14 protein-coding genes are annotated in these 19,154 nt (G+C 67.0%); 5 read left to right on the forward strand and 9 right to left on the reverse strand.

From position 1 onward, the window contains the following. Positions 1-78 precede the first annotated feature (78 nt). Complete coding sequence (locus QM708_RS01680; protein WP_415103773.1) at positions 79-270, forward strand: hypothetical protein; 192 nt, start codon at positions 79-81, stop codon at positions 268-270. 88 nt (positions 271-358) lie between these two features. Beyond that, positions 359-910: a nucleotidyltransferase family protein gene (locus QM708_RS01685; protein ID WP_415103775.1), complete on the forward strand. Its 552-nt coding sequence runs from the start codon at positions 359-361 to the stop codon at positions 908-910. A gap of 72 nt (positions 911-982) precedes the next feature. Here the strand turns inward: QM708_RS01685 and QM708_RS01690 are convergent, their stop codons facing one another. After that, positions 983-2,218 (reverse strand): IS256 family transposase, encoded by a 1,236-nt coding sequence (locus QM708_RS01690; protein WP_415103777.1) that lies wholly within the window; start codon positions 2,216-2,218, stop codon positions 983-985. A gap of 219 nt (positions 2,219-2,437) precedes the next feature. Here QM708_RS01690 and QM708_RS01695 point away from each other — a divergent pair, with 219 nt between their 5' ends. Together QM708_RS01695 and QM708_RS01700 are read left to right on the forward strand one after the other, a co-directional pair. Further along, complete coding sequence (locus tag QM708_RS01695) at positions 2,438-5,596, forward strand: tetratricopeptide repeat protein (RefSeq protein WP_415103779.1); 3,159 nt, start codon at positions 2,438-2,440, stop codon at positions 5,594-5,596. A 753-nt stretch (positions 5,597-6,349) separates the two neighbouring features. Beyond that, on the forward strand, positions 6,350-9,538 hold the full coding sequence (locus tag QM708_RS01700; protein WP_415103781.1) for a tetratricopeptide repeat protein: 3,189 nt from the start codon (positions 6,350-6,352) through the stop codon (positions 9,536-9,538). Positions 9,539-9,597: 59 nt separating this feature from the next. Here QM708_RS01700 and QM708_RS01705 read toward each other — a convergent pair whose 3' ends face one another. From QM708_RS01705 to QM708_RS01735, 7 genes are all read right to left on the reverse strand, one after another. Continuing rightward, complete coding sequence (locus QM708_RS01705; protein ID WP_415103783.1) at positions 9,598-12,363, reverse strand: DEAD/DEAH box helicase; 2,766 nt, start codon at positions 12,361-12,363, stop codon at positions 9,598-9,600. Beyond that, the gene (locus QM708_RS01710; protein ID WP_415103784.1) at positions 12,363-13,259 is read right to left on the reverse strand and encodes a diacylglycerol/lipid kinase family protein; all 897 of its coding nucleotides are present in this window, start codon (positions 13,257-13,259) and stop codon (positions 12,363-12,365) included. Before QM708_RS01710 ends, QM708_RS01705 begins: the two co-directional genes overlap by 1 nt. Then, positions 13,256-14,020, reverse strand: coding sequence for a twin-arginine translocase subunit TatC (tatC, locus tag QM708_RS01715; RefSeq protein WP_415103785.1), 765 nt, complete (start codon positions 14,018-14,020; stop codon positions 13,256-13,258). The genes QM708_RS01710 and tatC overlap by 4 nt, the downstream gene beginning before the upstream one ends. Before the next feature lie 65 nt (positions 14,021-14,085). Beyond that, positions 14,086-14,373, reverse strand: a complete 288-nt coding sequence (locus QM708_RS01720; RefSeq protein ID WP_415103787.1) for a twin-arginine translocase TatA/TatE family subunit — start codon at positions 14,371-14,373, stop codon at positions 14,086-14,088. Positions 14,374-14,401: 28 nt separating this feature from the next. Next, on the reverse strand, positions 14,402-14,596 hold the full coding sequence (locus tag QM708_RS01725) for a hypothetical protein (RefSeq protein ID WP_415103789.1): 195 nt from the start codon (positions 14,594-14,596) through the stop codon (positions 14,402-14,404). Positions 14,597-14,605: 9 nt separating this feature from the next. Further along, a complete protein-coding gene (locus tag QM708_RS01730) occupies positions 14,606-15,589 on the reverse strand; it encodes a helix-turn-helix transcriptional regulator (RefSeq protein ID WP_415103791.1) in 984 nt (327 codons plus the stop codon). Next, positions 15,580-16,509, reverse strand: coding sequence for a helix-turn-helix transcriptional regulator (locus QM708_RS01735; RefSeq protein WP_415103793.1), 930 nt, complete (start codon positions 16,507-16,509; stop codon positions 15,580-15,582). Before QM708_RS01735 ends, QM708_RS01730 begins: the two co-directional genes overlap by 10 nt. A gap of 51 nt (positions 16,510-16,560) precedes the next feature. Here QM708_RS01735 and gluQRS point away from each other — a divergent pair, with 51 nt between their 5' ends. Next, the gene (gene gluQRS / locus QM708_RS01740) at positions 16,561-17,448 is read left to right on the forward strand and encodes a tRNA glutamyl-Q(34) synthetase GluQRS (RefSeq protein ID WP_415103796.1); all 888 of its coding nucleotides are present in this window, start codon (positions 16,561-16,563) and stop codon (positions 17,446-17,448) included. Here gluQRS and QM708_RS01745 read toward each other — a convergent pair. Further along, on the reverse strand, positions 17,414-19,135 hold the full coding sequence (locus QM708_RS01745) for a potassium channel family protein (protein ID WP_415103798.1): 1,722 nt from the start codon (positions 19,133-19,135) through the stop codon (positions 17,414-17,416). The genes gluQRS and QM708_RS01745 overlap by 35 nt on opposite strands. Between the last annotated feature and the right edge of the window lie 19 nt (positions 19,136-19,154).

Below are 19,154 nucleotides of genomic sequence, written 5' to 3' on the forward strand. Positions count from 1 at the left end.
GACGCCGACGCGCACCCTGGGGAAGGCCTGTGACGGCCGGACGCTAGATTGGAAGACCGAGCGAGAGGGGTGGACATGATGACTTCGCCGATCCCAACCACCACTCGGGCCGAGCGCGAGGGGCGTGTGGCCGAGGCAATTCACAGCGGCGAGATGGACGGGGTGCACGTCACCCCCGCCACTCGAGCCGACGCTGAGGAGTACGTCGAAGGCCGAATCGACTCTGACGAGCTGGTGGCGCGCATACGGGCCCGCTATGGACTCACCTGAGTGGATCGAGTCGGCGCCTGCCACCCAGCGAAGTACCGCCTACGAGGGAAGTCCGGCAGGGACGCGAGAGCCGATGACCATGAACCGAATGACCGAGGACGCCCTCGCTGAACTCGTCCGTGGCGACGACTGGATGATGAGGGTGCTGCGTGCCGCCGAGACGGTTTGCCTCCCCGATTGGTGGATCGGCGCGGGCTTCCTGCGCAACGCCGTGTGGGACCACCTTTCGGGTCAGCGACCACGGCATGACACCGACATCGACCTCGCCTACTTCGACCCCACCGACGTCACGCCAGAGCGGGACTGGGGTCTCGACAAGGAGCTTCGCCAACGCTTCCCCTTTGCCGCGTGGGAAGCGCGCAACCAGGCGCGCATGCACGAACGCGACGGCTTCCCACCGTTCGAATCAACACGGGACGGGATCGCACACTGGGTCGAGACCGCCACCTGTGTCGGGGTCCGGCTGATCGATGATCGACTCAATTTCCTTTACTGCCACGGCTCCGACGACTTGTTCGGCATGGTCGCCCGACCGATGCCGGCGTTCAGGGAGCCATCGAGAATCGACGCCTTCAAGCGCCGCCTAGAAGCGAAGGATTGGCAACAGCGGTGGCTAGTCCTGACAGTCGAGGAGACGTAGTCGGGAGCGCTCCCGGGTGGTGTCCCGTGTTGTGGTGGGGTTTCTCGGTACCGTGCGGGTCAGTGGTTCTGATCATGCCGTCATGAGTTCTGGTTTGGCTACCTCCTTGGTGTTCTTGCTGGTGCCGGTGATGAGTTCCATGGAGTGTTCGGACAGGTAGCGGCGCTCGGCGGTGACCTGCCATTCATCGTGTGCTTCCACCAGCACGGCGCCTGCCAGACGCAGGAGCGCGGCGGGGTTGGGGAAGACACCGACGACGTCGGTGCGGCGCTTGACTTCTTTGTTGAGCCGCTCGAGCGGGTTGGTCGACCAGACCTTCTTCCAGTGCGATACCGGGAACCCGGTGAACGCGAGCAGGTCGTCGTGGGCATCGTGGAGCATCTGCTCAACCTTCGGTAGTTGCTTGCCGAGCATCACCGTGATGACGTCGAACTGCTCGCGCACATGCTCGGCATCGGGCTGAGCGAAGATCGTGCGGATCGCCGCGGCGACCATCTCGGCGTTGCCCTTCGGCACCACCGCGAGCACGTTACGCATGAAGTGCACCCGGCACCGCTGCCAGGCAGCACCGAGGAACACCGACGCGATGGCCTGTTTCAGCCCGGTGTGGGCGTCACTGATCACGAGCTGGGCCCCACCCAGGCCGCGGGCCTTCAGTCCGCGTAGGAACGCGGTCCAGAACGCGCCGTCCTCGCTGTCACCGACATCGAAACCCAGAACCTCACGGCGGCCATCGGCGGTGACTCCGGTAGCGATCACGACCGCCTGCGACACCACCCGCCGATTGACCCGGGCCTTGCAGTAGGTGGCGTCCAAGAACACGTAGGGGTAGGCGATATCGCCCAGGGAACGGTCGCGGAACGCGCCGACTTCCTCGTCAAGATCGGCACAGATCCGAGAGACCTCGGACTTGCTGATTCCGGTATCGGCACCCAGCGCCTTGACCAGATCATCGACCTTCCGCGTCGAGACACCGTGGAGGTAGGCCTCCATCACGACCGCGAACAACGCCTGATCGACACGGCGCCGGCGTTCCAGCAAGGACGGGAAGAACGACCCGACCCGCAGCTTCGGGATCCGCAGTTCCAGATCCCCTGCTGTCGTGGACAGCGTCCGTGCCCGTGATCCGTTGCGCTGGGTGGTGCGCTGATCAGTGCGTTCCCAGGGGCCGGCGCCGATCACGCTGGTGAGTTCGGCGTCGATCAACGCCTGGTAGATCGTCTGAGCCGCGATCCGGACGCGGTCCTCGACCCCGCCCGCCTGCATAGCTTCCAACACCTCAAGTAGTGCAGCATTGTCCAAGGCCATCGTGCTTCGTGTCCTATCTGTGAGTTTCCGTCGCAAGTACTCACTGACCGTCGCACGATGGCCGCCTACCTCACCGGCAACACGACGAACCCAACACCAAGGGAACTACACCACTCAGCGGGACGTCACCGCGCTCCCGCACGCGCCGAACCTTGCCCTAGGATCGGTGACATCTAGCCGCTGGGACGCGCGGGCACAGACGCCGGGGGGAGAGGGTGCATGGGCGAGGTACGGTCAGTCGCATCCGCCGTTGTGCCGTGGACACTGAGGCTCATCGGAGCACCCCTCCCAGCAGCGCCAGCAGCTGAAGTCGCCGGCATTGAGGCCGTTTTGGAGGCGCTTCCTCAGGCGCCGGAGCCGGTCAAGAGATTCGTACGCCAGGCAGCCACGGATCTCGACGAATACGCGGCCCAGGCGTCTACTGCACTGTCGGTGGCCCAACGGGAGTCCATCGAGGGGCATCTCTTTGCGCAGTTGAACGACGGTCAGCGAGAACATTGGCTGAGGACTGCACTGCTCGACGAAACAGAGTTTCGGACGAAAACTCTGCAGGCAGACGCAAAATTAGACTGGACCGATCCTGAATGGGCATACATGGAGGCCCTGCTGAACCAGGCCCACGGCTTGCTCATGGCGTTCATGCAATCCCCCGATATCCTAGGCCTCGCAAGCACGACTGCATTGCGCCAGATCCTGGAGGAGATTGCATTTGCCTTCCAACAACCGACGCTAGGGCTGAGTGACGAGTACCTGCGGATTGTCAAGCGAGGGATCACGGCTGAACTACGGGCCCGACAGCAGATCGCCGGCTCACGTCCTCGACTTCCGGCCAATTTCGTGGACCGCGACGAACTCCAACGAGTGCGAGATGCTTTTTCTGCCGGCGGGGAAGCGTCATTGAGTGCACTCCAAGGCATGCGCGGGGTCGGCAAGACGCAACTCGCCTCGGCCTTCGCTGAGGAATGCCAGAACGCGGGATGGCCCTTCGTTGGCTGGGTAACCGCCGCCACCCGCGATCAGACAATCAACGAACTCGCCCAGATAGCACTCGGAATCTGCGCCACAGCCGAGGACGACCCGAGGGCAGCCGCGAACAAGCTCATGACATGGTTAAGCAGCCAAGGTCCTGACGACCGTCTCCTCGTCTTCGACAACGTCACCAATCCAGATGATCTACACGGCCTAATCCCGCGGGGACCGGGAATGCGCGTGCTCGTCACCACCACCGTCCACACACGCAATCTGGGCACACCAATCACGGTCGGCGTCTACACCGAGAACCAAGCGATCGACTATCTCGAATCGGCGACCGGTCTCAACGATCCGAACGGCGCAAGCCTCGTGGCCGATGAACTGGGCAGGCTCCCACTGGCACTGACCCAGGCCGCAAACACCATCAGGCTGGAGCAGTACAACTACCACGAGTACTGCGATATGCTGGCCAGTTGCCCGCTGAACGACGCAGTCGAACGCGAGGACCGCGGCTCCGGCGCCCCCTACGACTTCACCGTCGGAGTCGCGCTCAGAAAGGCCTACACCAGCGTCCTCAATCACCTGAACCAAACCAAACCGAAAGTCGCAACTGCGGCCGTTCGGACGCTGGCTGCGCTGTCACTATTGGCCGAGTCGGGTGTCCCGCAGGACTGGCTGGCGCCTCTCGGTAAAGACCCACTGGTGGCGCACGAAGCGATCGGACGCCTCGCGCAGTATTCGATTGTCACGCTCTCGGCGGCGTCGGGCGAGCAGAACATCGTGTCTCTGCACCGCCTGCAGGCCCAGGTCTTCCGAGAAGACCGCACCGCAGCGGACCGCGAGAAGGATGCGTCCGCCGCCGTCGCTGTCCTTGCTGGCGTCGACATGTTGTCGGCGGCTGACTACTGGCGGCGGCGCATGACCTGTACAGCTCTCGCCGAGCAACTGATGGCGATCCGCATCCAGGAACACTCTCGACACCTGTGCGAACTGCCCGAACTGCTCAGTACCGCAGGTCGTGTCATCTACGCCGCCAATGAACTGCGAGATTCGTACCCAGTGATTCAGTTAGCCGACTATGTGGGCGATCTCGCGAGGGTCCTCGGCAACGACCACCCCAACACCCTCACCTCACGCAACAACCTCGCCAGCGCCTACGAATCTGTCGGCGACCTCAGCCGTGCCATCCCCCTCTACCAGCAAACCCTCACCGAGATGGAACGGGTCCTCGGCAACGACCACCCCGACACCCTCACCTCACGCAACAACCTCGCCAGCGCCTACGAATCTGTCGGCGACCTCAGCCGTGCCATCCCCCTCTACCAACAAACCCTCACAGACGCGGAACGAATCCTCGGTCACGACCACCCCCATACCCTGCAATCACGCAACAACCTCGCCTACGCTTACCAATCTGCCGGCGACCTCAGCCGCGCCATCCCCCTCTACCAACAGACCCTCACTGACCAGGAACGGGTCCTCGGTCACGACCACCCCGACACCCTCACCTCACGCAACAACCTCGCCTCCGCTTACCAGTCCGCAGGCGACCTCCAACGCGCCATTCCCCTCTACGAGCAAACCCTCACAGACTCCGTTGGGGTCCTCGGCCAGGACCATCCCAACACCCTGGCCTCACGCAACAACCTCGCCAGCGCCTACCAGGCAACGGGCGACGTCCAACGCGCCATTCACCTTTACGAACAAACCCTCACCGAACAGGAACGAGTTCTCGGTCACGTTCACCCCGACACCCTCACCTCACGCAACAACCTCGCTAGCGCCTACCGGGCGGCTGGCCACCTCCAACGCGCCATCCCCCTCTACCAACAAACCCTCACCGAGAGAGAACGCGTCCTCGGCAACGACCACCCCCACACCCTGCAATCACGCAACAACCTCGCGGGTGCCTACCAGGCTGCGGGCAACCTCCCCCTCGCCATCCCTCTCTACCGGCAAACCCTCACCGACTCTGTCCGTGTTCTCGGCAAGGATCATCCCAACACCCTCGGCTCGCGCAACAACCTCGCCACTGCCTACCAGGCTGCGGGCGACCTCCCCCTCGCGATCGCCCTCTACCAGCAAACCCTCGCCGACCGGCAACGAGTGCTCGGCAACAATCACCCGGACACGCTAGCCACTCGCGCAAACTTGGCTAACGCGTTTGGGAATTCGGGCGACACAGCTGGAGCTGTTGCACTCTTGGAGCAACTTCTGGAAGACGAACAGCGAACGCTCGAGCATCAACATCCATCAATTTTGAAGACGCGCCAAGAATTGGCCTACTGGTTGAATCGTGCCGGCAATCCGCGAGCTGCACTGTCCGCGCTGATTGACCCATCAACGCCGGTCGAACCATCTCGCAGTAGGCCGGGAAGCATCGGCCAAGACGAGGGTCGACCATGAACCCCCAAGGTCGACAAGCTCCGGCAGATGACGAGAGAACTCCACAGCCTTTATATGCAGTCTTCTCCAACTTTGACGTGACTGCCACACCACCCAGCCTCGACGTAATCTTGCTATTCCGAGACATTTCGGCTTCACTAAGTGCCGAACTTACCGACCTGCGTGACACCCATTCCAAAACAAATGCCACCCTTGCCACAACGGAAGAACGAGTCCATTCTCTGCAACTACAACTCGCATCCCTCCGGAGGGGGCAAGCATTTGCGACGACCGTGAGCATAGTCGGAGCAATACTGGTGGGGTTTGGAGTCAACTATCTGACTTCAGACAAATCAACCCCTGGCTGGACCATGCTCATTCTAGGCGGCCTCATGCAACTGGCACCAGTTGTCACGCTTCTTGTCAATCGCAAGGATCATGCTACTTGAACCGACACCGACTCCGTTTTCCTCGCCAGTATCGACGGAGACCACCACCCTCAAGCGAGCCACACCCGTGACACCCATAGTCTGAACCGCCCCGGGTTTGATGCCGCATCTTTTCGAGTTGAAAGAATGGCCTCATGCGGAAGCACGCGGAGCACTCAGAAACGACAGCACGGCACTTGAGTAGGTCCGGTCGTCCATTCAGATCGCCCGACGTCTCAATCAGCTACCCTTCTCGACTGCCAAATGAAGGTTGACGATGCCTCCTCTAGGATTGGGGTGACATCTGGCCGATGCTACGAGCGGTCACGGACGCTGGGGAGGGCGCATGAGCAAAGTACGGTCAGTCGCATCCGCCGTTGTGCCGTGGGCGATGACCCTCGCCGGCGCTCCGCTCCCTGCTCAGGCCACCGGCGGCGTGGGCAGCGTGAACGCCGTCATCAACGCGCTCCCTCGTGGGTCGAAGCCACTCAAGAAGTTCGTACGCAAGGCGGTCGAGGATCTCGACGACTACGCGTCACGCGAGGCAAGCGCGCTGACTCCGGATCAACGCGAGTCTGTCGAGGAATTCCTCACCGCACAGTTGAACGGCGGCGAGCGCGAACGACTGCTCGGGGCCGCCTTGCTCGGCGAAGCAGAGTTCCGGGCGGCAGTTCTGCCTGGAGACTCCGCGGCGGACTGGTCCCGACAAGAGCAGAAGTACCTGACAGCGTTGCTACGCCAGACTCACGGGCTGGTCCTGAGGTTCGTTCAGTCCCCCGAGGTTCTCGGCGTCGCGACCACGAGCGCGTTGCGCCAAATCCTCGTCAGCCTCGCGTCGGTCGCCCAACAGTTGTCTTCACGACCCACCAAGGATGACGTCCTGCGAATGATCGAGCGCGCTGTCGCGGGAGAACTCCGGTCAAGGCAACTGATCGTCGGCACACGCCCACGACTCGCCAGCGACTTTGTGGACCGCGACGAACTCGAACGGGTGTCCGAGGCGCTCGCCGACGGAGGCGTCGCCTCACTGAGCGCACTCCAAGGCATGCGCGGCGTCGGCAAGACACAAATCGCCTCGGCATTCGCTGAGGAATGCCAGAACACGGGATGGCGCTTCGTTGGCTGGGTTACCGCCGCCACCCGCGATCAAGCAATCAGCGAACTCGCCCAGATCGCACGCGGAATCTGCGCCACGGCCGAGGACGATCCAGCGACAGCCGCGAGCAAGCTCGTGACTTGGCTGAGCAGCCGCGGCCCTGACGACCGACTCCTCGTCTTCGACAACGTCAATAATCCCGATGACCTACAAGGCCTGATCCCACAGGGCCCTGGCATGCGCGTGCTCGTCACCACCACCGGCCTCACGCGCAATCTGGGCACGCCCGTCCCGGTCGGCACCTACACCGAGGACCAAGCGATCGACTATCTCGAATCGGCGACCGGTCTCAACGATCCGAACGGCGCAAGACGCGTGGCCGATGAACTGGGCAGGCTGCCGCTAGCGCTGACCCAGGCCGCAAACACCATCAGGCTGGAGCAGTACAACTACCGCGAGTACTGCGACATGCTGGCCCACTACCCGCTGGACGACACAGTCGAACGCGGAGACGGCGACCCCTACGACGTCACCGTCGGAATCGCTCTCAGAAAGGCCTACACCAGCGTGCTCGGCCGCCTGAGCCAAACAGAACCGAACGTGGCAACTGCGGCCGTTCGGACGCTCGCTGCGCTGTCACTGCTGGCCGAATCGGGTGTCCCAAAGGACTGGCTGTTGACCCTCGGTGACAGCCTCAAGACAGTACGCAAGGCGATCGGACGCCTCGCGCAGTACTCGATTGTCACGCTCTCGGCAGCGTCGGACGATCAGAGCATCGTGTCTCTGCACCGCTTGCAGGCTCAGGTCTTCCGAGAAGACCGCACAGCAGCGGACCGCGAGAAAGATGCGACCGCTGCTGCCACCGTCCTTGCTGGCGTCGACATGTTGTCAGCGACTGACTACTGGCAGCGGCGCGTGCTGTGTTCGGCGCTCGCCGAGCAACTGATGGCGATCCGCGCCCAGAAGCACTCGCGACACCTATGCGAGCTGCCCGAACTGCTCACTACCGCAGGTCGTGTCATCTACGCCGCCAACGAACTGCAAGATCCGTACCCAGCAATCCAGTTGGCCGACTATGTGGACGATCTCGCGAGGGTCCTCGGCAACGACCACCCCAGCACCCTCACCTCACGCAACAACCTCGCCTACGCCTACCAAGCTGCCGGCGACCTCAGCCGCGCCATCCCCCTCTACCAGCAAACCCTCAACGAGCGGGAACGGGTCCTCGGCAACGACCACCCCAGCACCCTGGGCTCACGCAACAACCTCGCCTACGCCTACCAAGCTGCCGGCGACCTCAGCCGCGCCATCCCCCTCTACCAGCAAACCCTCAACGACAGCGAACGGGTCCTCGGCAACGACCACCCCGACACCCTCACCTCACGCAACAACCTCGCCGGCGCCTACCAAGATGCCGGCGACCTCAGCCGCGCCATCCCCCTCTACCAGCAAACCCTCACCGAGATGGAACGGGTCCTCGGCAACGACCACCCCGACACCCTCACCTCACGCAACAACCTCGCCGGCGCCTACCAAGCTGCCGGCGACCTCAGCCGCGCCATCCCCCTCTACCAGCAAACCCTCACCGAGATGGAACGGGTCCTCGGCAACGACCACCCCGACACCCTCACCTCACGCAACAACCTCGCCTACTCCTACGAGTCTGCGGGCGACCTCAGCCGCGCCATCCCCCTCTACCAGCAAACCCTCAACGAGCGGGAACGGGTCCTCGGCAACGACCACCCCGACACCCTCACCTCACGCAACAACCTCGCCGGCGCCTACCAAGCTGCGGGCGACCTCAGCCGCGCCATCCCCCTCTACCAGCAAACCCTCAACGAGCGGGAACGGGTCCTCGGCAACGACCACCCCGACACCCTCACCTCACGCAACAACCTCGCCGGCGCCTACCAAGCTGCGGGCGACCTCAGCCGCGCCATCCCCCTCTACCAGCAAACCCTCAACGACCGCGAACGGGTCCTCGGCAACGACCACCCCGACACCCTCACCTCACGCAACAACCTCGCCGGCGCCTACCAAGCTGCGGGCGACCTCAGCCGCGCCATCCCCCTCTACCAGCAAACCCTCAACGACCGCGAACGGGTCCTCGGCAACGACCACCCCAGCACCCTCACCTCACGCAACAACCTCGCCGGCGCCTACCAAGCTGCCGGCGACCTCAGCCGCGCCATCCCCCTCTACCAGCAAACCCTCAACGACCGCGAACGGGTCCTCGGCAACGACCACCCCGACACCCTGGGCTCACGCAACAACCTCGCCGGCGCGTTGTGGCATCACGGAGATCAGCGATCAGCCCTGGATCAGTTCGAGGCAGCCGTCGAGTCAGCGCTCAGGCTGTTCGGTCCCGACTATCCACTGACGCGCACGCTCATGGAGAATCGCGACTTCGCACGACGGGTGATTCTCGGCGGCGAATGACATTCGCCAGTCGCTACTTTCCTGCGCAGCATCGCTACCAACGACACCTTTATCGGCGATCAATCGTCCTCAAGGTAGGCGGCGTCCACGACGCCTCGGCGGAGCAAATCGATCGCCTCGCGGGAGGCGTCCCGCACATGGCCGGGGCCGGCGGCGTCCGCTACTTGGCCTAGCAGGTCGATCACCATGCGCATCCAGCGGACGAAATCGCCTGCGGTGAGGTCGGTCGCATCCAGGATGTCGCCCAAGGGGCGTCCGGAGGCCCAGGCGTGGACGGCTTCGGCGAAGCCGATGTCGGGGTCTCGTCCGGATTCGAGGCGGTGGTCGCGTTCCATCAGGGACACCTCGCGCCAGATCTGGCGGACCATCGTTTGGGCGATCTCGCTCGACCGCGACGGCATCCGGGCGGGGCGGCGGGCGTCGCCGCCGCGGGATTCGTAGGTGAGGGTGCTCAACACCGCCGCCAGCTCGGGGGCGGTCAGTTCGTCGAACACTCCGGCGCGAATGCACTCGGCGGTGACCAGATCCAGCTCGGAGTAGATCCGGGCCAGCATGCGGCCGGCGTCCGTCACCTGTTCACCGGCGGCATCCAGGTAGCCCAACGCCGACAGCACCGTGCAGATCCGGTCGAAGCGCACCGCGATCGTCTGGGTGCGGCGGTCCTTCTGGGCGCGCAGATCGGCGGCGTCCCGTTCGGCGCGCAAGGCCTTCTCGGCGGCGCGGGCGTGTTCCTCGCGATCGGGGCAGCCATGGCAGGGATGCGCCGCCCATTGGGCGCGCAATGACTCGATCTCCACCAGCGTCGCCGCGTCCACGGCCTCCGGGCGGTAGCGCTCGGCGCGGGTGTCCAGCGAACCGAGCTTGGCGTGGAAGGCGGCGGCCAGGTTGCGCCGGTCCTTCGGCTGGCGTCCGTCGAAATGCTTGGGAATCCGCATTCGCCCCGCGACCACCGGCGGCGACGGGAAGTCGGTCAGCGACAGCTTCTTCAACTGCCGCTGCTCGGTCATCACCAACGGCGACGGGTTGCCGCGATCGCGCACTCCGGGATCGACGACGACCGCCCAGCCCTCATGCCGCCCGGCGGGCACGCCGATGATGTCGCCGTGCTGCAACTCCAGCAACACCGACAGTGATTCGGCGCGACGATCGGCCCGGCGCGACTTCGCCGACTCTGCCTGTAGGCGTCCGATCTCGGCGCGCAATCGCGCGTGCTCACGGAAATCACCCACCGAACAGGACGCCTCCGCCCACAGTCCGGCGACCTTGTCGCTCGACCGCACCGCGGCACGCGCCAGACCGACCACCGAGCGGTCGGTCTGGAACTGCGCGAAGGACTGCTCCAGCAGCCCGCGCGCCCGGGCGCGTCCGACCCGGGCGACCATGTTGACCGCCATGTTGTACGTCGGCGAGAACGACGACCGCAGCGGGTAGGTGCGCCGCGAGGCGAGCCCGGCGACCTGGCGCGGGTCGAAGTTGCGGTGCCACAGCACCACGGCGTGGCCCTCGACGTCGATGCCGCGGCGTCCGGCACGGCCGGTGAGCTGGGTGTACTCCCCCGCCGTGATGTCGACGTGCGCCTCGCCGTTGAACTTGACCAGCTTCTCCAGCACCACGCTGCGCGCGGGCATGTTGATGCCAAGGGCGAGGGTTTCGGTGGCGAACACGATCTTGACCAGGCCGGCCACGAACGCGGCCTCGACGCATTCCTTGAACGCGGGCAGCATGCCGGCGTGATGCGAGGCGATCCCGCGGCGCAGCGCTTCGGCGAAGGTCGAGAACTCCAGCGCCTCCAGGTCATCACGGCTCAGCCCGGACGCCGCCGCGCCGGCCAGCGCGTCCAGCTTGGCCCGCTCCTCTGGCGTGGTGAGCCGGACGCCGGAATGCATCAGCTGGCGCACCGCCTGATCGCAGCCAGCCCGGCTGAAGATGAAGTAGATCGCCGGCAGCAGCCCCTCGGCGTCCAGCTTCTCGACCGCACCATCGCGCCGAGGCACCAGATTCGGGCCCTTCGACCCGCGCCCGGCCGCGTTGCGCTCGATCCGGTCGCGGGCACGGCGTCCGCGCGCATGCCGCGAATCGTCGCGGACGAACCGGCTCTCGGTCTTGGCGAGCTTCACCAATTCGGGGTTGACGTCGGCTTTCACCGGCATTTCGGACGCCGTCGGCGCCAGATCGTCGAACAGGTCGTACATGCGGCGTCCGGCCATCACGTGCTGGAACAGCGGCACCGGGCGCCGTTCGCTCACCACCACCTCGACGCCGCCGCGCACCTCGTCGAGCCAGTCGCCGAACTCCTCGGCGTTCGAGACGGTCGCCGACAGCGACACCATCTGCACCGACGGCGCCAGCCCGATGATGACCTCCTCCCACACCGCGCCGCGGAACCGGTCGGCCAGGTAATGCACCTCGTCCATCACCACATAGCCGAGCCCCGACAAGGTCGAGGAGCCGGCGTAAATCATGTTGCGCAGCACCTCGGTGGTCATCACCACCACCGACGCCTCGCCGTTGATGGTGGTGTCGCCGGTCAGCAGCCCGACCCGGTGCGCGCCGAAACGCTCGCACAAGTCGTGGTATTTCTGGTTCGACAACGCCTTGATCGGGGTGGTGTAGAAGCACTTGCGGCCCTCCCGCAACGCCAGGAACACCGCGAACTCGCCCACCACCGTCTTGCCCGCACCGGTCGGGGCGGCGATCAGCACGCCGGAGCCGGCCTCGATGTGCGCGCAGCCGTCGCGCTGGTAGTCGTCCAGCGCGAACGGGAACGCGGCGGCGAACTCGGCGAAGGCAGGCCCCGGATCGGGGACGCGACGAACGGCGTCCATCACAACCCCGGCGCGAACACGCGCAGCGCACCCGGCGCCGCGGACACGGTCAACGGCGGGATGCCGAGCGGCTCACCGTCGGCGGCACCGTGCAGATCGTCGCCGGCCACGGTGATGCTGCTCACCCGGAACCGCTCCAGCACCGGATGGGTGAAGTGCGGGTCGATCATCAACCGCGGGAACAACGCGGCCAGCTTCACCTTCGACAACGGGTGCACGATCACCACGTCGAGCAGCCCGTCGGTCAGATCGTAATCGGGCGCGATCTTGATGCCGCCGCCGAAGATGCCGCTGTTCGCGACCGCGACCAGCATGGCGTCCAACTCGCGGGTGCGGCCGTTGACGGTCAGCCGGTAGCGCAGCGGATTGAAGGCGCCCACCTCGCGCACCACCGCCCACGCGTAGGCGGGTGCGCCGAGGTCGACGGAGAAGTTGTTGGCGCGCGCGTTGACCCGCTCGTCGAAGCCGGTCGAGACCACACAGCCGACATAGACCCGCTCGCCGGAATACAGTCCGCCGGTCACCTCGGCCAGGTCGATGGTGCGGACGCGGCCGCGCACCACGGCGTCCACCCCGCCCGACCAGCGGCGCCCGATGCCGACGCCGCGGCAGAAATCATTGCCGGTGCCGGCCGGCACGATGCCCAACGGCACTCCGGTGTTCGCGCAGGCGTTCACGCCCAGATGCGCCATGCCGTCGCCGCCGACCACCACCAGGCCATCCACCCCGCCGGCGACGGCGTCGGCGCAGGCCACCCGGGCATGCTCCACCGAGGAGGCCCGGGTGGTGGCCAGCGCGTACCCGGCCGCGGCGAGCCGGTACTCGATCAGGGCGGTCATCCGGTCGCCGCGGCCGCGGCCGGCCGAGGGGTTGACCACCAGCGCGAGGCGCTTCACGCACTCACCAGATCTGTGCCCGCTTTCCGGGCGCGACGGCGATCATTGGCACGGCAGATCGATTCGGCAATCAGGAACAGGCCCATCATGGGCAGCGCCAGCGCCAGCATCGAGATCGGGTCGCCGCCCGGCGTCGCCGCGGCGCCGAAGACGGCGCAGCCGAACAGCACGTAGCGGCGGGCAGACTTGAGCGCCGTCGCCTTCACGAGGCCGACGAAGTTGAGGGTGACGACCACCACCGGCAGCAGAAACCCCACGCCGAAAACCAGCATGAGTTGCATCATCAGCTTGAGGAAGTCATCGAGATTGATGATGTTCAAAATATCGAGGCCGGGCGTGAAGGACACCATCACCGCCACGGCCTGCGGCATGATCACGTACGCGAGCACGATGCCGCCCAAGAACAGCGGCACGGCGGCGGCGAGGAACGCCAGCGCGTACTTCTTTTCCTTCGCCAACAGCGCCGGTGCGATATAGGCCCACAGCTGGTAGAGCCAGATCGGGCTGGTGATCACCAATCCACCCACGGCGACCACCATCAGCGCCAGCACGATGGGGGCGGCCACACCCGACAGCGCGGCCTGCAGGTCCAGCTGCGGACGCGTACCTTCCAGAATCTCCTTCGCGGTCAGATACGGCTGCACCAGGAAGTCGAGCAACGGGAAGTAGAAGAAGGCGCACACGATCACGCCCACCGTGATCGCGATGAGCGAGAAGACCAGCCGGTAGCGGAGTTCGCGCAGATGGTCGGCCAGCGACATCACCCCGTCGGCGGGAACCTTCGGGGGTCTGAGCCAGCCAAGATTGAGGCGGGCCACGGCGGCGGTCAGGCCGGGTCGCGCTTCTCGGGCTGGGGCTCGATGACCTCTGCCTCCACCACTTCCTCGACCGCCTGGCGGTTCTCGAGACCGGCGATCTCGGACTCGCGGCGGGCCAGCTCGGCCTCGCGCTGGGCGCGCTCCTCGTCCGCCTTGATCTGGCGGGTCTCATCCTTGAATTCGCGCAGCGCACGGCCGGCGTTCTTGCCGGCTCCGGCCAGGCGGGATCCGCCGAAGATCAGGAGACCGAGAATGATCAAGATGACCCATTCCCAGCCCTGCATATTGAACGGCATGGTGTTTCTCCTCGTGTGGGGGCGTGTGTCAGTGTACGGACTCAGGACGCCGGGGCTCTAACTCGACCATGTCGAGCAGGGCGAGCGCGCCCTCCAGTTGCCTGCCGAGGTCGGCCAGGGCGGTCCCGAGCGCGCGCAGCTTGCGCCAGAGCCAAACAGCGAAGAAGGCGAGCATCACCAGGCCGCCGACGGCGGCCGCCACGATGATCCACACCCAAAGCACTCCCCGACCTTACTCCACCTCGGTGCCGGGATCGGCTCCGACGAGCCGGGCGACTTCGAGGGCCTCGCGGGCGGCATCCACCGCGGACGCCGCGGCCTCGGGCGGGTCGATCCGGGCGACCGCCGGGCCGAGCCGCAGCAGCATCCGCCGGAACCAGGCCGGGTCGGCGACCCGCAGCCGGGCGCGGACCAAGTCACCGGGCAGCCGCTCGACGGCGTCCACGGGCAGGTATTCGGTGATCCAGTGCCCGCCGGGGCGCAGATCGAGGCTCACCTCGGCGGCATCCGGGCGCTCATCCAGCCAGCCGGACGCCAGCGCGGGCACAGCACCGTGCTCACCGACAGCGTCCTGCGTTGGCGCGACGGCGACGATCCGGTCGAGCCGGTAGGTGCGCCAGGCGTCCTTCTCGCGGGCCCAGGCGGTGAGGTAGCCGTAGCCGTCGCGGGTGCCCAGCTGGACGGGGTCGACCCACGGGTGCGTCGCCACACCGCGGGCGGCGCCGTGGTAGGTGAGCCGGACGGCGACGCCGTCGGCGATCGCGTCGACCAGTTCGTCGCGCACCGCCTCGGCGCCCGCGGCGACGGTGATGTCGATCCGTTCGCTGCCCAGCCCACCGAAGGCGGCCTCCAGTTTGGCGCGCGCCGAACGGACGGCCGTCGCCAGCGAGGCGTCCGCCATCTCTTCGCAGGCGCGCAACGCCACGATGAGACTCATCGCCTCTTCGGGGGTGAAACGCAGCGGGCGGGCCAGGAAGTCGGCATTGGTGAGCCGGATTCGCCCGCTCTCGAGGGCGTCCATGTCGACCTCGATCAGGTCGCCGGGGCCGCCGCCGGGCAGCCCGCAATACCAGAGCACGTTGAGGTCGGCGACGAGCTGACGAGGGGTGATGCCGAATACCGCGGCGGTCGAGGCCACGTCGGCGTCCGGGTGCGCCTGCAAGTAGGGCACCAGCGCGAGCAGCCGGGGCACCTGGCTGGCCGAGGTCATGCCCATGCTGCCACCGCCTCCAGGTGCGCCCGCACCGCGTCGGCCAACTCGGGCGGGTCGAGCACGATCACGTCGGCGCCGTACCAGGCCAGCTGGCCGACGGCATCCGAGAACAGCCGGACGCGCCAGGCCGCGAACCCCTCGGGGGCCTCCCGGTCGGCCGGCCGGGCGAAGCGGACCAGGTCGGGTGCGGTGCCCTCGCGGACGGCGACGATCGCCTCGGCGCCGCGCGGCGGCCGCAGCGAGGCGACCTGGGCGGCGACCAGTTCGGGATCGGCCGGGCGCACCTCGCCCTTGACCAAGGCCGGCGTCGATTCGATGCGGGACACCTTGAACGAGCGCCCCTCGCCGCGACTCACGTCGAGGCCGATCAGGTACCAGGCCCCCTTGCGGTTCACCATCCGCCACGGTTCGATCACCCGGTCGCGATCGCGATAGCGGAACGTCACCCGGGACGGGCGCAGCACCGCCTCCCACAGCACGTCGAAGGCGGGCTCGCGGGCGCCGACGGTGGGCGCGAAACCGGCCACCCGGTCGGCGTCCGGATCGAGGCCGGAGGCGCGCAGCTTGGCCAGCGCGGCGCCCGCCTCACGGCCGCGGCTCGCATCGCCCCACACCGTCGAGGCGACGCCGAGGGCAGCGGTCTCGGCGGGATCGAAGTCGATCTCGGGCAGTTCGAAGTCGCGGCGCCGGATCCGGTAGCCGATCTCGTCGGGGAACAACACCGAGTTGCTGCCGGTCTCCACCGGCACGCCCATCGCGCGCAACTCTTCCTTGTCGCGTTCGAAGGTGCGCTCGAACGCGGAATCGGACAGCCCGCGATAGCCTTCGACGAGTTCGCGCAGCTGCTCGCGTTCGACGAAGCGGCGCGCCATGAGCAGGCAGATCGTGAGGTTCATGATCCGCTCGGATTTGCGCGCTGACACGGCGTTCAGGCTACCGTGCAGCACGCCGCGACGACGGGATAGGAGGGACCAATGGCGGGGCGTTTCGCGCCGAGTCCGACCTCCGACCTGCACGTCGGCAACCTGCGCACCGCGCTGGTGTCCTGGCTGATGGCCCGCCACGCCGGCGTGCCGCACCTGATCCGCGTCGAGGATCTGGACGCCACCCGGGTCAAGGCCGCCCCCGAGGTGGCCGCACGCCAACTGGCCGACCTGGCCGCGATCGGGGTGGACGCCGACGGCCCGGTCGTGTGGCAGTCGGCCCGTCTCGCGCTGTACGCCGCCGCGCTGGAGGCGCTGCCCACCTACCCCTGCTATTGCACCCGCCGCGAGATCGCCGAGGCGTCCTCGGCGCCGCACGGCGACGGCTATCGCCCCTACCCGGGAACCTGCCGCACGTTGACGCACGCCCAGCGCGCCGAGCGCCGCGTCCACCGGCCACCGGCGATCCGGGTGGACGCCGGTGGCGCCGAGGTGACCGTGCGTGACGTCTGGGCCGGCGAGGTGACCGCCGTGGTGGACGACTTCGTGGTGCGCCGCAACGACGGCGCCTACGCCTACAATCTCGCGGTCGTCGTCGACGACCTCGACCAGGGCGTCACCCAAGTGGTGCGCGGCGACGACCTGCTCTCCTCCTCACCGCGGCAGGCCTGGCTGGCCCGCGCCCTCGGCGGATGTGAGCCGTCGTATGCGCATGTCGGTCTGGTCACCAATGCCGCCGGCCAGCGGCTCGCCAAACGCGACGGCGCGGTCACCCTGGCCGACCTGCGCGCGCGGGGCTGGGACGCCGACGGCGTCCGTTCGGTGATCGGCGCCTCGCTCGGGCTGTGCGACCCCGGCGAACCGGTCACCCTCGCCACACTGCTGGACCGGTTCGACCCGTCGGTCAGGCCTCAGTCCTGGATCTGGCCCGGCGCCTGAGCAGCCGCCACACCCAGGTGGCCGGCACCGATGCGCCGGTGACCAGGTATTCCAGGGTGTGATCGTAGTGCAGGGCGTCCACCATGGTGTGGAAGGCGCGCGGGCGTCCGACGGCAACCACGACGTCGCCGGGCCGGACCGGCTTGGCGAACTCGGGCATGTAGCGCGGCTGGCCGTCGCGGATCAGCAGCACCGGCAGCGCCTGGATGTAGCCGTCGCGGTCGTCGGCGTAGCGGAACAGGTCGCCGAGCGCCGCCTCGCGGGTGCGCAGCCAGCGGGCGACCGCGGGAGTGTCGGCCTCGCCGATCACGAACCGGCGCGAGTCGGGTGATTCGGTGCCGACCACCCGGACGATCCGGTCCAGCAGGGCCGCGCCGTCGGCGTCGGACAGGTCCCAGGCGTACTGGACGAAGTCCCAGAAGTCGGGCGTGATCACCCGGGCCAGCGCCTCCTGCACGCTGAGATGGGCGGCGACGAAGACCGAATCGGGCTCGAAAGCGCGCAGCAGCGCGTCGTTGCGCCGGGTCTTCTGCCGCACCACCAGGAAGGCGTCCGGGTTGGACAGCCGGGCATGCCCGGCCATGGCCAGGTTCTCGGCGTCGTCCAGCCCTGCGGCGATGAAACCGGCCGCACCACTCACGTCCGGCGCGCCGTCGACCGGCCACACCCGCGAACAGGGCAGCCCGGCGTCCTCCAGGTCGGCGGCGATCTCCTCGCCGAAATGGTCGTCGGCGGCGATGATCCAATGCCCGTCCGGGCAGGGTTCGGCGACCGGGCCGACCGGATCGCCGGGTGCGGCGGTCAGCCAGGTGACCAGGCGGTGCGTGGAGGGGCGCCGCAGCCGGGTGACCAGATAGTTGCCGTAGCGCTCGAACGGGTTCACCACCGAGTCGGCGCCGAATTCGCGCATCGCCTTGTCGGTCTCGGCCCGGTTCGCGTGCGCGATCACCTGCACATCGGGGCGCAGCAGGGTGACCGCCATCACGATCGACAGATTCGCGGCATCATCGTCGGTCAACGCCAGCACGCCGGTGCAATACCGGCTGCCCAGGCCGGCCAGGCCCAGGATGCCCGGATCGCTGGCGTCCCCGGCCAGCCCCGGGATGTCGCTGGACAGTTGCGCTCCCGCGAGCGCATCGATCGACTCCTGCGAGGAGGCGACCACCACGCAACTGCGGCCCAAGGCGTCCAATGTCTCGGCGACCGCCCGGCCCATCTGCCCATAGCCGACCAGAATCAGGAACGGACGCCGCAGCCGCCGCACCCGGCGCACGAACGCCTGCCGGGCGATCGCACCGCGAAAGGCCCGGTCCTGGACGAGGGCGAGCAGCGAGCCGATCGCGTACGCCCAGCCGATCACCGAGGCGAAGATGCAGGCGATCACCCACATCCGCTGTTCGCGGGTCAGCGGGTAGGGCACCTCGCCGAAACCGATCGTGGTGGCGGTGTAGGCCATGAAGTAGAACGCGTCGAACACCGACATCCGCGCCGGCAACCCTTGCTCGTCAACGCCCGGGATCAGGCACAGCCCGGCCACCGACACGGTGAACACGACCACGATCACCACCAGCGGCGCGCGCATCCGGCGCAACACCAGGAACAGCGCATCGGTGGACGGCGCCACCCGCGGCACCTCCACATCGCGGCGGCGCAACGCCGGACGCCTCTGGTGGCTCTCAGGGCTCATTGTGCGGGTTTCGCGGCGA

Origin of the sequence: Propioniciclava sp. (assembly GCF_047602245.1) — a bacterium.
Taxonomy (GTDB): Bacteria; Actinomycetota; Actinomycetes; order Propionibacteriales; family Propionibacteriaceae; genus Propioniciclava.

What these genes read in the sequence shown, in the direction of transcription:
- QM708_RS01720 (WP_415103787.1), bottom strand. Translation starts at nt 14,373, where the DNA reads ATGCCGTTCAATATGCAGGGCTGGGAATGGGTCATCTTGATCATTCTC.
- QM708_RS01705 (WP_415103783.1), bottom strand. Translation starts at nt 12,363, where the DNA reads ATGGACGCCGTTCGTCGCGTCCCCGATCCGGGGCCTGCCTTCGCCGAG.
- QM708_RS01745 (WP_415103798.1), bottom strand. Translation starts at nt 19,135, where the DNA reads ATGAGCCCTGAGAGCCACCAGAGGCGTCCGGCGTTGCGCCGCCGCGAT.
- QM708_RS01695 (WP_415103779.1), top strand. Translation starts at nt 2,438, where the DNA reads ATGGGCGAGGTACGGTCAGTCGCATCCGCCGTTGTGCCGTGGACACTG.
- gluQRS (WP_415103796.1), top strand. Translation starts at nt 16,561, where the DNA reads ATGGCGGGGCGTTTCGCGCCGAGTCCGACCTCCGACCTGCACGTCGGC.
- QM708_RS01730 (WP_415103791.1), bottom strand. Translation starts at nt 15,589, where the DNA reads ATGGGCATGACCTCGGCCAGCCAGGTGCCCCGGCTGCTCGCGCTGGTG.
- QM708_RS01690 (WP_415103777.1), bottom strand. Translation starts at nt 2,218, where the DNA reads ATGGCCTTGGACAATGCTGCACTACTTGAGGTGTTGGAAGCTATGCAG.
- QM708_RS01680 (WP_415103773.1), top strand. Translation starts at nt 79, where the DNA reads ATGACTTCGCCGATCCCAACCACCACTCGGGCCGAGCGCGAGGGGCGT.
- tatC (WP_415103785.1), bottom strand. Translation starts at nt 14,020, where the DNA reads ATGTCGCTGGCCGACCATCTGCGCGAACTCCGCTACCGGCTGGTCTTC.
- QM708_RS01685 (WP_415103775.1), top strand. Translation starts at nt 359, where the DNA reads ATGACCGAGGACGCCCTCGCTGAACTCGTCCGTGGCGACGACTGGATG.
- QM708_RS01700 (WP_415103781.1), top strand. Translation starts at nt 6,350, where the DNA reads ATGAGCAAAGTACGGTCAGTCGCATCCGCCGTTGTGCCGTGGGCGATG.